The sequence below is a fragment of the Embleya sp. NPDC008237 genome (assembly GCF_042956465.1).
GTDB lineage: Bacteria > Actinomycetota > Actinomycetes > Streptomycetales > Streptomycetaceae > Embleya.
The window spans coordinates 136,096-149,177 of record NZ_JBIBGL010000019.1 but is presented as its reverse complement, the minus strand read 5'-3'; the positions used below and the strand labels follow the sequence as shown (position 1 = coordinate 149,177).

Here is a 13,082-nt window from a genome sequence, read left to right as displayed (position 1 = left end):
GCCCGCGCCGACCAGGGCACCCGGAATCAGAGACCAGGTGGAGATCATCGGACGACCTCCGGCACGGCGACCGTGTCGGCCGGGGGGACGACGGTGACGACGCTGCGGTCGTCGTGGACCAGGATCCGCGGCGCGGGCTTGTACGCGGTCACCGACCGCATCCACAACAGGACGCCGGTGAAGCACGCCATCAGCACGACCAGGGAGGTCTGACCGACGGCACTGGCGTACGGCTCCGCGTAGTCGCGGTTGAACGCCATCAGGCCACCCATCGCGACGGTGAGGTAGGTGATCCAGCGGACCGTGGCACGGGCGCTCGCGCGGTCGGCCTCGATCGAGCGACGCTGGCGTACCTCCTCGCGCACGGTCGTGGCGAAGTCCCGCAGCGCCAGGGCCAGTCCGGGACCGCGGTCGTCGGCACGCAGGATCAGCGCGGCGGCGATCTTGTCGGCGGTGGCGTCCTGAAAGGCGTCGGCGAAGCGATACAGGGCGTCGGCGGGCCGCCATTGGGCCTGCAGGCGCGAGACGAGGTCGCCGACCTCCGACTCGATCGGAGCCGGACAGGTGCCGCGCGAGGTGAGGATGGCGTTCTCCAGACCGGCGCCGAGCTCGACGAGGTCGGCCAGGCGCCTGGTCCACTCGGCGAGGGCGTCGAGCCGGTCGATGCCGGTGTAGTCGGCACGGGTGGGGGCCATCAACCAGGGCCGGCCCAGTACCGCGACGGGCACCAGGGCGACCGCGACCAGCCAGCCGGTGAGCAGCCACGCCGCGATGCCGGCCACACCCGCGGCAACGCGGCGCACGTTGCGGGCGCGAACGGCCGCGGGCGACAGCGGCGCCCGTACCCGGCGGGCACGACCGGGCCGCGGCGGGCGTTCGCCCTCGGTGCCGCGCCACCCCCACCACAGCAGGACCAGTCCGGCGGTGACCACCGCCGTGCACACCCCCGCCCACAGGGCCTGTGCGTCCATGTCGGTCAACCCCCCACGAGGTGCATCGGCGCCCATTGCGGGGCGGCATTGAGCCACAGCGGGTCGAAGCCCGCCCGGCGCAGGGCCGCCGCGTCGGTGGGCGCGGTGAGCGGTACCGCCCGAGGGTCCTCGCCGCGCGGACCGAACACCGTGTTGGTGGCCGGGCGGCCGTTCTCCCCCATGCCGGCCATCTGCAGGACGTGCGAGACGAAGCGGTGCCGGCGTCCGCCGATCCCGCTCTCGTCGATCATGCGGACGAACACGAGGTAGTCGACGGCGTTCGCGGCCAGCCGGTAGGCGAGGCGGTCGCTCATGTGTTGGCCGTACTCCAGGCAGAGTTCGGCGATCCGGTCGAAGATCATGTGCGGTTCGCGGACGTGGAGGGTGCACATCGAGCCGCCCTCGCCGTTGGTCATCACCCGCAACATCGGAACGATCTCGCTGGAGTGGACCTCGCCGACGATCATCCGGGAGAGCGTCATCCGCAGGGCAGGCGGGAATCATGTCGCCGATGGTGATCTCGCCGGCGGAACGGCCGTCGTTGCCGCGTTCGCCGTTGCCCTCGCGGGCCTCGAACGCGATCACCTGTTCGAGATGGCCGAGTTCGTGCAGGAACAGCTCATACTCGCTCTCCAAGGTGCCCACCCGCTCGCTCGCGGGGATCTCACGGGCCGGCGCGCGCAGGAGGGAGGTCTTGCCGACACCCTGGGTGCCGCAGATGATCACGTTCTTCTTGGCGCGAATCAACGCGCCCAGGAACCGCGCCAGGACGGGTTCGAGGGTGCCCCACGCGACCAGATCGTCGAGGGTGACGGTCCTTGACCCGGTGCCGGCGGATGGTCACGCAGGTGTGCTGGGTGACCTCGATGACCGCCTGCAGCCGCGAACCGTCGGGCAGGCGCAGCGCCAGGAACGGCGAGGACGTGGACAGCGTGCGCTCGCCCGCGCCGCTGCGACGGGCGAGATTGCGCAGCAGCTCGCGCAGTTCGTCGTCCGAGGCGGTCAGGCGGCGCGACCCTGCGGCGGGGACGGTCGGCGTAGTCCACCCACACCGTGTCGTAGCCGTTGATCAGGATGTTCTCGACCGCGTCGTCGTTGAGGTAGGGCTCCAGCGGCCCGGCGCGGAAGATCCAGTCGAAGACGGCGCGGGTGTAGGCGCGGTCCTCGACGGGGGTGGTGGCGGTGTCCCGTTCGCGCGCGGTCACGTCCGCCCATTCGGCGACGGCCTGCGCGATCAGCGCGCGTCCGCGTTGTTCGCGGTCCGCCTCGGGCAGACCCGGCCGGGCGCGGTCCTGTTCGTGGAGGCGTTCGGCGGCGCGTTCGCGCAGGACGCGGACGGCGGCCAGGTCCACCAATTGAGGGGCGTTGGCGCCGAGGGCGGGCCGATGGCCGCCGCACCGGCGTCGCCGCTCGCGGTGCCACTCCCGGCGGCGCTCGCGGGGCCGGCACGAGGAGTCGAGACGGGTCCGGTGAGAAGCGCGGTCGTCCACGCGGCGGCGGTGATCGGGGCCGGCGACGGGACGGGGCCTTGGCCGGCGCCGGCGCCGACGGTGCGGCGGGCGCGGGCGGCTGCGGCGTGTCGTCGGGATTGGGACGGTGATGCAGGGGCGAGGCGTTACCCAACACGGGACTGCTCCCCCGATCCCGAGCCGAAGCCCGGTTCGGACCTGCCGCCGGGCAGCCACAGACGCACCTTGCGGGCCCGGGCTTGCGACAGGATCTCGTCCGCCCCGAGGCGATCTGGCGCATCAGCCGCGAACGCATGGCCCGTTTGTCCACCTCGCCGCGACCGTCGGACAACGCCTCCGCGGTACGCGTGTCGCACGGCAGCGGCATCAACAACGACAGACCCAACAGCTTCGCGACCTCGCCCGCCGGGTAGTCCGGGCCCTCCACGACGGCCAGTCCCATCGCGTCCGTGCCGGTGCCGTTCGCGTCCAGGTCCCGGCGCAGCGCCTCGACGCGAACCCGGGCGGCGGTGGCCGAACGCAGCGTCCCGCGCGCGACCACCAGAACCACGTCGGCCTTGCGGGCCAGGACGGCGGAGGAGCCCAACGTGCCCGAGCGGCCCAGGTCCACCACCACGTCGTGCGGGATATCCGGGCCCTCCAGCCAGGCGAGCAAACGCGCCAGCGGCTCCCAGGTGTGCGCGAGCGAGGCCGCCTGGGCGAAGTCGGCGAGGCCCGGCAGGAGCAGCCGGTTGCGTTCGCCGCCGGTGAGGTCGATCAGCTGCTGGAAGAAGAACTCGTCCAACTTGCCCTGGCGGTGGGCCAGTCCGAGCTGGTGCAGGCCGTACTGCGCCGACACGCGCCCGCGCAGCGCGCCGGCCAGGACCGCACCGCCGTCCGGATCGGCCTCCACCAGCACCACCCGCAGGCCCTCGCGCAGCGGCCACGCCAGGGTCAGACCCAGCGCGGTGGTGGTGGCACCGGGCGCGCCCACTCCCCCGACCACGGCCACCACCGTCATGGCCTGGCCCCGACTGCAGGACCACCAGCGCGACGAGCTCGGTCGAGGCGCGCGCGGCGACCGTCGCGGCGTCGCCCTTGGGCACCGGCGACGTCGACCACCACGCGCCCGGACTGGTCGGGCGTACCGACGGCGAACACCGTGGCGGCGACGGTCGCGGGCGGCACCAGCGTCTGCCCCTTGGCCGCGTCCGACACCTTGCCCGGCGTCGACACGATCAAGACCTTGCGCCCCGGCTGCAGCAGCGTGGTCGGCAACCGCCCCGGCGTCAGGGCCATCCCCACCAGGATCTCGTCCGGCTGCAACACCAGGGCGTCGGTGACCTGTCCGCGCGCGATCAGCGTGTCCGGCCGCAACTCCACCGCGGCGCGCTTGCCCACCACCGCCCGCTTGTCCTTGGCCGAGACCGTCTGCACCCCACCACCGACCGACACCATCACGGTCCGCACGTCGGCGTCGGCGACCGCCGCGCGGTAGGGCACGGTCCGCGCCACGGCCAGCACCTCGACCCGCTTGTCCTTCGCGGTGAACAACGCCGCCCCGCCGACTCCGCCGACCGCGACCAGCGCCACCGCCGGCGCCATCACCCCGGGCCGCCGCCGCTGCCCCAGCCCTTTGGGCGGCGTCACCAGCGAAACCCCCGGCGCGGCCTGGTCCTCCGCATCCCGAGCCCGACGCGCCGTCGCGGATTTCAACGCAGACTCCCCCTATATCCCGATACACAACATCGGCGACCGAATGGGCATAAAGAATTCCCCCGTCGGACAAGCCAACATACTGTTTCAGCCATGCGGACGCGATTGTTCTGTGGCGCAATCCGCACACTCGGTAGGTGCCCGTGCGGCACGGGTTGTGACAGGGACGAGGAAAAAGCCCTCAAAGGTCCCTCACCCCCATGAACCCCCGAAACCCCCGCACTCCCACCGGACACGAACGGCCCCCAAGGGCACACCACACAGGCGGCGAGCCCCACCCGCGCCCGTCCTGCCGCACACCGCGGAACACCCACCCGGACCCACCCGGAACAACGATCATGGATCCGGGCAAATTATCGACGGAGAACCAAAGTCACACCCCCCCCGAGACGCCCTCGAAGAAACAGTCCGATATGCGCGAGCCAACCGACACGAAACAATGCCCCGATACCACACCGAATGCCGAAATCAACCCACGGAAGCAAATCCGACACACGACGACCACACCCCGACCCACCCGAAGCACCACGACCCCCGGCGCCCACGCGGGAGGCTCGACCGACACCACGAGGCCTCCCCTCCCAGCGCGGTCCACCCACCCGTGTGGGGACTCCGTCGACTCACCCCACTCGCGTGAGGACTTCCTCGCTGATCGACTTCGGCTCCGGCATCGCGGTGGGCTCACCCCCACTCGCGTGGGGACTTCAACGGGGTGGAGCGTTTCCCGATCTCGATGCTCGGCTCACCCCCACTCGCGTAGGGACTTCGCTCGTTTCGTCTACAGGTCGGGCCGCTTTGGGGGCTCACCCCCACTCGCGTGGGGACTTCGGCGGCATGCTCCTCGGGGGCGCATGGATCGGCGGCTCACCCCCCTCGCGTGGGGACTTCAGCGTTGAGGCGGGATGAAGTCCATCGCCTCCTGGCTCACCCCCACTCGCGTGGGGACTTCAACCCGCCCAGGTTGCGGCTGAGTTTGTTGAACGGCTCACCCCCACTCGCGTGGGGACTTCCACAGTTCGGCATCGACCGGGTAGCCGGCAGCCGGCTCACCCCCACTCGCGTGAGGACTTCAGACCGGCATCGTGGTGGCCGGCACCGCCCGCCGGCTCACCCCCACTCGCGTGGGGACTTCCCCGTGGCCTGGTCGGCCTGGGCGATGCGGCGCGGCTCACCCCCACTCGCGTGGGGACTTCGTTCAATCGTCAAGTCACGGCTCACCCGCCTGCGGCTCACCCCCACTCGCGTGGGGACTTCGGGGTGGCTGACGAAGACCGCGCGGTGGCGAACGGCTCACCCCCACTCGCGTGGGGACTTCGGGGTGGCTGACGAAGACCGCGCGGTGGCGAACGGCTCACCCCCACTCGCGTGGGGACTTCATGTTCCAGACCGTCAATTACGGTGTTATCAGCGGCTCACCCCCACTCGCGTGGGGACTTCAGGGACCATCTCGCCGGCCTCACCAAGCAGGGTCGGCTCACCCCCACTCGCGTGGGGACTTCACGCCGGTGGTGATGACGGGCGACTCGTCGAGCGGCTCACCCCCACTCGCGTGGGGACTTCCTTGAGCGGGATCTGCACGATCCCGCCCGTGACGGCTCACCCCCACTCGCGTGGGGACTTCGGCGTCTCGATCATCTCGTGCGGGTGCGGCACCGGCTCACCCCCACTCGCGTGGGGACTTCAGTTGGGCGCCGCCGGGCCGGTTCGCCGTCGCTCGGCTCACCCCCACTCGCGTGGGGACTTCAAAAAGTCACACTTACGGTACGGCGTGTCCGTCGGCTCACCCCCACTCGCGTGGGGACTTCTTGGCGCGCATGCGGTCGGCTTTGGCTGCGGTCGGCTCACCCCCACTCGCGTGGGGACTTCTAGGGGCCGGTGTACAGCTCGCCGGCCAGCAGTCGGCTCACCCCCACTCGCGTGGGGACTTCGGCGGCACGATCACCACCGACAGCAAGGGACGCGGCTCACCCCCACTCGCGTGGGGACTTCGTCTGCACCCAGTACCCGAAGGGGCGAGCCGGCGGCTCACCCCCACTCGCGTGGGGACTTCGGCGTGTGCCGACACTGCGCACCGCTCGTGTACGGCTCACCCCCACTCGCGTGGGGACTTCGTCGTACACGCCGGAGGCGATGGTGTCCGGGGCGGCTCACCCCCACTCGCGTGGGGACTTCAGTCGGTTCTGACCCGCTCGATCCCCGCCCGACGGCTCACCCCCACTCGCGTGGGGACTTCGACTCGATCAGCCGGCCGTTGCCGACGTGGCGCGGCTCACCCCCACTCGCGTGGGGACTTCGACGGTCTCGGCGCCAGGATGCACTGCGACGCGGGCTCACCCCCACTCGCGTGGGGACTTCATGAACATGCACGACGGAAAGCCGGTCGAGTGCGGCTCACCCCCACTCGCGTGGGGACTTCGGCCGGCGACCTGCTCGTGCTCGGCCTGTCGGCGGCTCACCCCCACTCGCGTGGGGACTTCTCCCGAACCCTTGGCGACCCCCCTCCCGAACCCGCCTCACCCCCACTCGCGTGGGGACTTCCGCGACCGCTGCCTCTCGGCCGACGTGCCGTTCGGCTCACCCCCACTCGCGTGGGGACTTCGTTGGCGGGCTGGCCGCCGCCTGGGCACGGGCCGGCTCACCCCCACTCGCGTGGGGACTTCCTGGCCAGGGTGAGGATCTCGTTGACCTCGGACGGCTCACCCCCACTCGCGTGGGGACTTCAGCCCGCCGACACCACCCGGCAGCGGCGGCAACGGCTCACCCCACTCGCGTGGGGACTTCCCGCCCCCGTTCTTGACGTGCAGGAACCGGCCCGGCTCACCCCCACTCGCGTGGGGACTTCGGCCAGCGCAGCCAGAGGGAGGAGCCGACCGGCGGCTCACCCCCACTCGCGTGGGGACTTCGTCGTGGATGTGGGCGTGCTCGTACATGGGTGCGGCTCACCCCCACTCGCGTGGGGACTTCTCGTCGACGAGGAACTCGCGAAGGTCCCGCTCCGGCTCACCCCCACTCGCGTGGGGACTTCTCGTCGACGAGGAACTCGCGAAGGTCCCGCTCCGGCTCACCCCCACTCGCGTGGGGACTTCTCCGCAAGCCGCCGAAAGAGTGCTTCCTCGACCGGCTCACCCCCACCTGCGTGGGGACTTCGTCTACACCCTGGAGGTGGCCTCGTGAGCCGACGGCTCACCCCCACCTGCGTGGGGACTTCCAGGCGACCAACACCCCGCCGATGAACCAGGACGGCTCACCCCCACCTGCGTGGGGACTTCCCATCCGGTCCGGCTCCGACTATCTCAAGCACTGGCTCACCCCCACCTGCGTGGGGACTTCGACGAGGCGATCCGGCTGATTCCGTGGGTGATCCGGCTCACCCCCACCTGCGTGGGGACTTCCCTTGCTGACCTGCACATTCTCACAGGCTTTGCCATGTCGTGATCTAAGAGGGGCCATTGAGGCAAGAAACGTTCCTGAATAGCACTTGCCCATCAGGTTTCCGCACTCTTCACTTCCCTCCCGCACTACCTATCCCGATCCATACGCCCATTCAGTCACACAAACCTTTCCGAAACCTGATTCGGGGACGCCCTCGATCCGCTCACACCGGCAGACTCCCGGTGCCATCCCGTGCACACCCCTGCGACCACCCGGCCTCCTTCGCCCACGGATCGAAGGCGACACCCGACGACACCCCTCCCACAAGACGGCCACCTTCCCGCTCTCGCTCAGCGCCACAGCCCCCGACTCGTCCACCTTCCGAAAGCGGCCACCACTCAATGCCGGAGCGCAACCTCGAAGATCCCGAAGAGCGAAACTCGTTCGAAAAAAGACACGATAATCCGACATCTACGTGCAGAGCTTCCCTCACCTGGCGGAGCATCACCCCAGCGCCCCAAAGACTCCCAGCGAGGAATCTTTCAACCCATAGAACATCCCGACGGAACCCTCCCGGTCCGATATTCGGGGGGAATGATCAATTCGGCTGCAGCCGTTCGCGGATCGCCTCCACCTCGACGCGACGGTTCGTGCCCGGCGACAGGAAATCGACCTCGAACCCGCGCAAGCGCAGATGCGCCAACGGCTCGATGACCGCCTTGTGTTCACTCGCCGACGCGACGATGTGCCGAAATCGTGGGGCCCGCTTCAATGCGATCGGAAGGGCAGGCGGCCGGACCATTCGGATCTGTTGTGCGGTGAGTAGGATGGCCGGGCCATGAGCCGCGATGGGGCCATGGATTCCACGGCGAAGCGCGTAATCAGGTGGTTCCTGGGCGCGGTGGCGTTGGTCTTCCTTGTTACTCGGCCTCGTCGCGTGGGGCCTCTACTCGTTCGCGCAAAACCGGAAAACTCCGGATGTGCCCGACGTCGACAACGTGGCCGGCGCTCCTGGAGTTCGTGCGGCCCAAGGGGCGGCCCTACGGGACGTCGAGGCGTTGTACACGACGCTGGAACAGACCATGGGCGGGCGCGCCGAGCGCCGTGCCGAGGCGGTGTCGGACGTGGGTGGCAGTGCGTTTCACCGTCCGGCGTTCTTCGGGTCCGGGGGCGGGACGTGGAGCGGTGTCCGCTGCGAAAGCGAGGTGATGCGCGCGCGCACGTGCTCGACGGTCCTCGGGCGGAGAACGCGACGGTTGTTGCCGTCGCGCTGCAAGCCGGCGGCTGGTTCCGGACCGGGCCGGGTGCCGCGGATCCGGATACGCCGCCATGTCCCACGCGCGCGTCACCACTGTCGACGCCTCCTCCACGCCGGTCGGCTACGAACCGGAGTGCGGAATCGACGCGTCCTGCCGTCCCGCGTGAGTCTGCGGGCGCAGTTCTGGGACATGGGCCGGTCGTCTACTTCCGCTCCCGGCTGCGGCCCACGGACGTGCGCTCCACGACCAGCACGACCGCGTACATCGACGCCCAGGCCATCACGAACGCGCCCCGGCCGGACGGGAGCAGCATCGTGATCGTGTCCCTCCTCGCCCCCTACTTCAAGCAACAGCGTGATTCCTGAGGCGACTTCGCTGCCGCGTCCGAACCGCTCCGAACGCCGATGACGGACCGGTTGCCGGCTGTGAGCACCGCGGGGCAACGTCGAACGCGCGTGGTTCGGGTGTCGGCCGCCCGGGGGTTGGGGTGGGCCGGCGGCTTCGGCCTGTGGCCGGCGGACGGCTGTCCTTGGCGGGTCTGCCCGATGATCCGGCATCGGCAGCCCTCTCACCGCGCAGACGGCGTGTGGCCCGGCGAACTGCGCGCCCCGCACGCCGCCCCGCCGCGCCGTACCCGGTTGATCGAAGCAGCCGCGAGGTCGTCGTCCCTGTCGAGAGGGGGTAGGGCCACGAACTCGGCGATACGTGTGGGGGGTTCGGCTGCGAGACGCTTCTCGGCGGTGCCGCAGGCCGTTCCTTCGACGGCGCCGAACTCGCCGATTATGCCTGCCGTGCGAGACCTGCGCGCCGTGGTCCGCCGCACCGACGCCCCACCTTTCGTACAACGGCCGCCCTAAGCGGTCCCCGTGAAGTTCGCCGACACCGCTCCGGTGCCTGCGGACACGCCGCCGGCAGGTCCGCGTTCGTGGGCTCCGCGCGTCGGTGAGTCGGTGCGCGCCCTGCGAGGGTTCCTCGACCGCGCTCCCCAGCGGCCAACGCCGCCCGTCGCGGCGTCGGTGGCCGAACGCGCTTACGGGCCAGTACCGTTGTGCATGCGGTACACCATCTGCGGATTGGTGCAACCATCTGCCGCCGCCATCCGTCTAACCCGGGACGTCCACACCTGGGGGCACAATGCGACGCATCATCCGACACGCCACCACCGCCACCGCCACCGCCGTGGTCGTGGCGTTCCTGCTCGCTGCGGGTTGCGACGGTGGAGACGACGGCAGGAGGGCCACCTCTGCCGATCCCGACGGCCACCCACCCGCCGGCACGACCTCGGTCCCGCTACCGGCGGAGCCCGCACCCGTCAACGCCGCCCCGGATACCGGTCCGCTGGAGACCGCCGTTCGCGCCTACACCGCGCGCATGTTCGCCGGCGACGGCCCCGGCGCCTACACGATCCTGTCGACCCGATGCCAGGGCAGGACCACCGAAGCCGAGTACAACGCGGTGGTCGACCGGGCCAAGAAGGTCTATGGCGTACTGACGGTCAAGACGATCAAGATCGACCGGATGGACGGCGACCAGGCCCGCGTCACCTACGCCGTCGGCGTCCCCACCCTCGACCGCCAGGCCCAACCCTGGACCCTCGAGGCCGGAACGTGGCGCTGGGACGCCTGCTGAACGTGGCGCTGGGACGCCTGCTGAACGTGCCCCCGGGGCCGGCCGCCGGTACGCCGGGTCGGTGGGCACTCCTGCTCGGAGGCCGCCGCAAGGCGGCGGCAGCAGAGGTCGGCAGGTGTGCAAGGCCGGCCCGCCCCACGATCGCCGCGTCACCGCGTCACCGCGTCACCGCGTCACCGAGTGGCCGAGTGGCCGAGTGGCCGCATCGCGCAATGCGTAAATGCGCTCGCCGGTCGACACTTCCGGATCTACTCTCGCGGGGATCCCGGAGCGACGAAAGGGCAAGCAACCATGGTCGGTCACGGCACGGTCGAAGCCATCAACGGACTGACCGCGCGTTGGGCCGCCGCGACCCGGCCCGAGAAGGGCACGGTACTTGCCGCGGCCGGAGTGTGGCCCTTGCTCGGTCTCCTCGCCTCCGGTGCCGCAGGTCCCGCCCGGCAGGAACTCTCGGCTGCACTCGGCGTCCCGGCGGGCGAAGCCGCAACGGCGGCACGAGACCTGCTCTCCACCCTCGGGGCCATGCGTGGCCTGGGCATGGCCCTGGGCCTGTTCACTCGCGACACCCTGCCCATCGAACCGACCTGGCTGGACCAGGTGCCCGCCGAAGTACACGGGCAACTCACCGGCGACCCCGCCCGCGACCGATTGCACCTCGACGCCTGGGCGGCCACGTGCACGGACGGGCAGATCGACGCGATGCCGATCACGGTGGACGACGAGACCCGGCTGGTGCCGGCCTGCGCCCTGACCCTCCGCACCGACTGGGTCCGGCCCTTCATCCCGGGCGTACTCGAAGCCGAGACAGGTCCCTGGCGCGGCAAGGTTCTGGCCGGTCTGTTCCGAACTTCAGGTCTCCTGAACCGTGTCGGTGTCGCGGACACGGCGGCCGGCCCGCTCACCGAACTTCAGGTCGTCGGCGCCCACGGCATCGACGTCCACCTGTACCTCGGAACTCCCGAAGCCACCGCAGGCCGGGTACTGGCTGCCGCCGTGGCCACACTCCACAACCGCCGGGCAAGCGTCCCCGGCGATTGCCTTCCCGACGGCGCCCCGGGCCCCGGGCTGTCCGTGGCCCGCGTCCCCAGTGTCGACGGCGAACCCGCCCTCCACGTGGATACCGTCGCGTTCACCGTCAAGGCCCACCACGATCTCCGGGCCCACGCCGACCTGTTCGGCCTGCGCACGGCAATGGACGTCTCACAGCACCACTTTCCCGGCATCAGCGCCGAACCCCTGGCCATCCGGGAAGCCGCGCAGACGATGACGGCGACCTTCGGCGCGCGCGGCTTTCGCTCCGCGGCCGTCACCGCCTTCTCCGGAATCGCTGCCGGCATCCCGCGCCACCCCTTCCGGACCCGCGAGATCAGCGTCCGCTTCGATCGCCCCTTCGCCTTCCTCGCCCTGCACCGCACCTCTCGCCTCGTCCTCAACGCAGGCTGGGTCACCGACCCCGACACCTTCGAGGAAGCCTCCGACGACTACTGAACGGACGTTGAGTCCGATCTGTGCGCAACCGGGCGCCGGCCGCCTCGCCTCGTGATCGCTCGATCGGCGTACCGATTGTCAGGTCGACGGCCCTCTGGGCGTGCCCATGCCGAGACGCGGGGCATGGAGCGAGAGCCGTACGCCGCCGACTTGTCGGATGAGCGGTGAGTGTTGATCGAACCGATGGTCACGGCCTGGAGGCAGGACCGGATGGCGCGGCCGACGGCCGCCACTCTCGCCTGAGCAACCCGAACACCCACGAGTCGGATACCTCGCCGTTCACGACGCAGTCTTCCCGCAGCGTCCCTTCACGCACGAATCCGATCTTCTCCAGGACCCGCGCGGATGCCGCGTTGCGCGTATCGGTCTCGGCCTGAACCCGATTCAGGTCCAGTGTGTCGAACGCCCACTCCAACAAGGCGTGCGCGGCCTCCGTCGCGAAGCCGTTGCCCCACATCGCATCGCGGAGGCAGTAACCCAAGGACGCACTGCGATAGTTCTCGTCCCATGCGGTCAGACCGCACCAGCCGACAAATGCTCCGTCGGAAGCACGGTCGATGGCCACCCGAGCCCCGGTGCCGTCGTCCGCCATCGTCCGGCACATCTTGATGAACCTCTCTGCGCGGGCCCGTTCGTTCCACGGCGGGGAGTCCCAGTAGCGCATCACGTAGGTGCTGCCGTGCAGCGCGAAGAGGTGGTCCGCGTCGGCCTCGGTGAAGGGGCGCAGTCGCAGGCGAGCGGTGTGCAGTATGGGGGTGGCCAAAGTCATGCGCACCATCTTGCGTCCTCATGAGGTGGGCAGACACCGAATATCCGATCCCGGCCCGGTCCGCATGGTCAAGGCACCGCCTACCGGACGGCGTGGGCGAGTTGGGGTGAGGCGCTCGTACGGGGCGATGCCGTGGCGGGCACTGCTTCGGGCAGGCGCCGCCGGAGCCTGCCCGCGGTGCACTGGTTGCACCCGGCACGAGCAACCACCGGCCACCACACAACGGTTCCGGCGCAGTCCCCGGACGCGGATGGCTGGTGCCGCGCCCGCCAACGTTCACCCCGTCGCGGTGTTCGGTGCGGTGCGTCGGCGTGCCGCCGGAACGTTCTCGTACCGGAGTACTCGGACGTTTCGGCGGGGCGGCGAGGTGCCGTGCCGGGCGCCGCGACGGGGTGAACGTCGCCTGGCGCGGCACTAGTTCGTCCAGCGT

At 70.4% G+C, this 13,082-nt stretch carries 9 protein-coding genes and 1 CRISPR repeat array; of the genes, 3 read left to right on the top strand and 6 right to left on the bottom strand.

Annotated elements, in window-relative coordinates; all coding sequences use genetic code 11:
• Nucleotides 1-44: 44 nt before the first annotated feature.
• Both ACFZBU_RS38370 and ACFZBU_RS38365 read right to left on the bottom strand, forming a co-directional pair.
• Entirely contained in the window at nt 45-971 is a 927-nt protein-coding gene (locus ACFZBU_RS38370; RefSeq protein WP_391588393.1) for a type II secretion system F family protein, read from the bottom strand.
• A gap of 5 nt (nt 972-976) precedes the next feature.
• Nucleotides 977-1,387, bottom strand: coding sequence for a hypothetical protein (locus ACFZBU_RS38365; protein ID WP_391588392.1), 411 nt, complete (start codon nt 1,385-1,387; stop codon nt 977-979).
• Between ACFZBU_RS38365 and ACFZBU_RS38360 the strand changes: the two genes are divergently transcribed.
• On the top strand, nt 1,380-1,793 hold the full coding sequence (locus ACFZBU_RS38360; RefSeq protein ID WP_391588391.1) for a hypothetical protein: 414 nt from the start codon (nt 1,380-1,382) through the stop codon (nt 1,791-1,793). The two genes, ACFZBU_RS38365 and ACFZBU_RS38360, sit on opposite strands and share 8 nt — an antisense overlap.
• 180 nt (nt 1,794-1,973) lie before the next feature.
• On the opposite strand, the gene ACFZBU_RS38355 is transcribed toward ACFZBU_RS38360, so the two are convergent.
• The 3 genes from ACFZBU_RS38355 to ACFZBU_RS38345 all read right to left on the bottom strand — a co-directional run bounded on the left by ACFZBU_RS38355 (nt 1,974) and on the right by ACFZBU_RS38345 (nt 8,309).
• Nucleotides 1,974-3,440, bottom strand: a complete 1,467-nt coding sequence (locus ACFZBU_RS38355) for a MinD/ParA family protein (RefSeq protein WP_391588390.1) — start codon at nt 3,438-3,440, stop codon at nt 1,974-1,976.
• Entirely contained in the window at nt 3,437-4,135 is a 699-nt protein-coding gene (locus tag ACFZBU_RS38350) for a hypothetical protein (protein WP_391588389.1), read from the bottom strand. The genes ACFZBU_RS38355 and ACFZBU_RS38350 overlap by 4 nt, the downstream gene beginning before the upstream one ends.
• 615 nt (nt 4,136-4,750) lie before the next feature.
• Nucleotides 4,751-7,527: direct repeats of the CRISPR family, unit length 29 nt; unit sequence CGGCTCACCCCCACTCGCGTGGGGACTTC.
• A gap of 578 nt (nt 7,528-8,105) precedes the next feature.
• Nucleotides 8,106-8,309, bottom strand: a complete 204-nt coding sequence (locus tag ACFZBU_RS38345; protein ID WP_391588388.1) for a hypothetical protein — start codon at nt 8,307-8,309, stop codon at nt 8,106-8,108.
• 1,591 nt (nt 8,310-9,900) lie between these two features.
• On the opposite strand from ACFZBU_RS38345, the gene ACFZBU_RS38340 reads away from it, so the two are divergent.
• Nucleotides 9,901-10,395, top strand: a complete 495-nt coding sequence (locus tag ACFZBU_RS38340; protein ID WP_391588387.1) for a hypothetical protein — start codon at nt 9,901-9,903, stop codon at nt 10,393-10,395.
• 291 nt (nt 10,396-10,686) lie between these two features.
• The gene (locus tag ACFZBU_RS38335; protein WP_391588386.1) at nt 10,687-11,883 is read left to right on the top strand and encodes a serpin family protein; all 1,197 of its coding nucleotides are present in this window, start codon (nt 10,687-10,689) and stop codon (nt 11,881-11,883) included.
• A gap of 187 nt (nt 11,884-12,070) precedes the next feature.
• Here the strand turns inward: ACFZBU_RS38335 and ACFZBU_RS38330 are convergent, their stop codons facing one another.
• Nucleotides 12,071-12,652, bottom strand: coding sequence for a GNAT family N-acetyltransferase (locus tag ACFZBU_RS38330; protein WP_391588385.1), 582 nt, complete (start codon nt 12,650-12,652; stop codon nt 12,071-12,073).
• Between the last annotated feature and the right edge of the window lie 430 nt (nt 12,653-13,082).

Coding starts and splice junctions, on each gene's coding strand:
- ACFZBU_RS38370 (WP_391588393.1), bottom strand. CDS start 971: ATGGACGCACAGGCCCTGTGGGCGGGGGTGTGCACGGCGGTGGTCACC.
- ACFZBU_RS38365 (WP_391588392.1), bottom strand. CDS start 1,387: ATGACCAACGGCGAGGGCGGCTCGATGTGCACCCTCCACGTCCGCGAA.
- ACFZBU_RS38355 (WP_391588390.1), bottom strand. CDS start 3,440: ATGACGGTGGTGGCCGTGGTCGGGGGAGTGGGCGCGCCCGGTGCCACC.
- ACFZBU_RS38345 (WP_391588388.1), bottom strand. CDS start 8,309: ATGGTCCGGCCGCCTGCCCTTCCGATCGCATTGAAGCGGGCCCCACGA.
- ACFZBU_RS38340 (WP_391588387.1), top strand. CDS start 9,901: ATGCGACGCATCATCCGACACGCCACCACCGCCACCGCCACCGCCGTG.
- ACFZBU_RS38335 (WP_391588386.1), top strand. CDS start 10,687: ATGGTCGGTCACGGCACGGTCGAAGCCATCAACGGACTGACCGCGCGT.
- ACFZBU_RS38330 (WP_391588385.1), bottom strand. CDS start 12,652: ATGACTTTGGCCACCCCCATACTGCACACCGCTCGCCTGCGACTGCGC.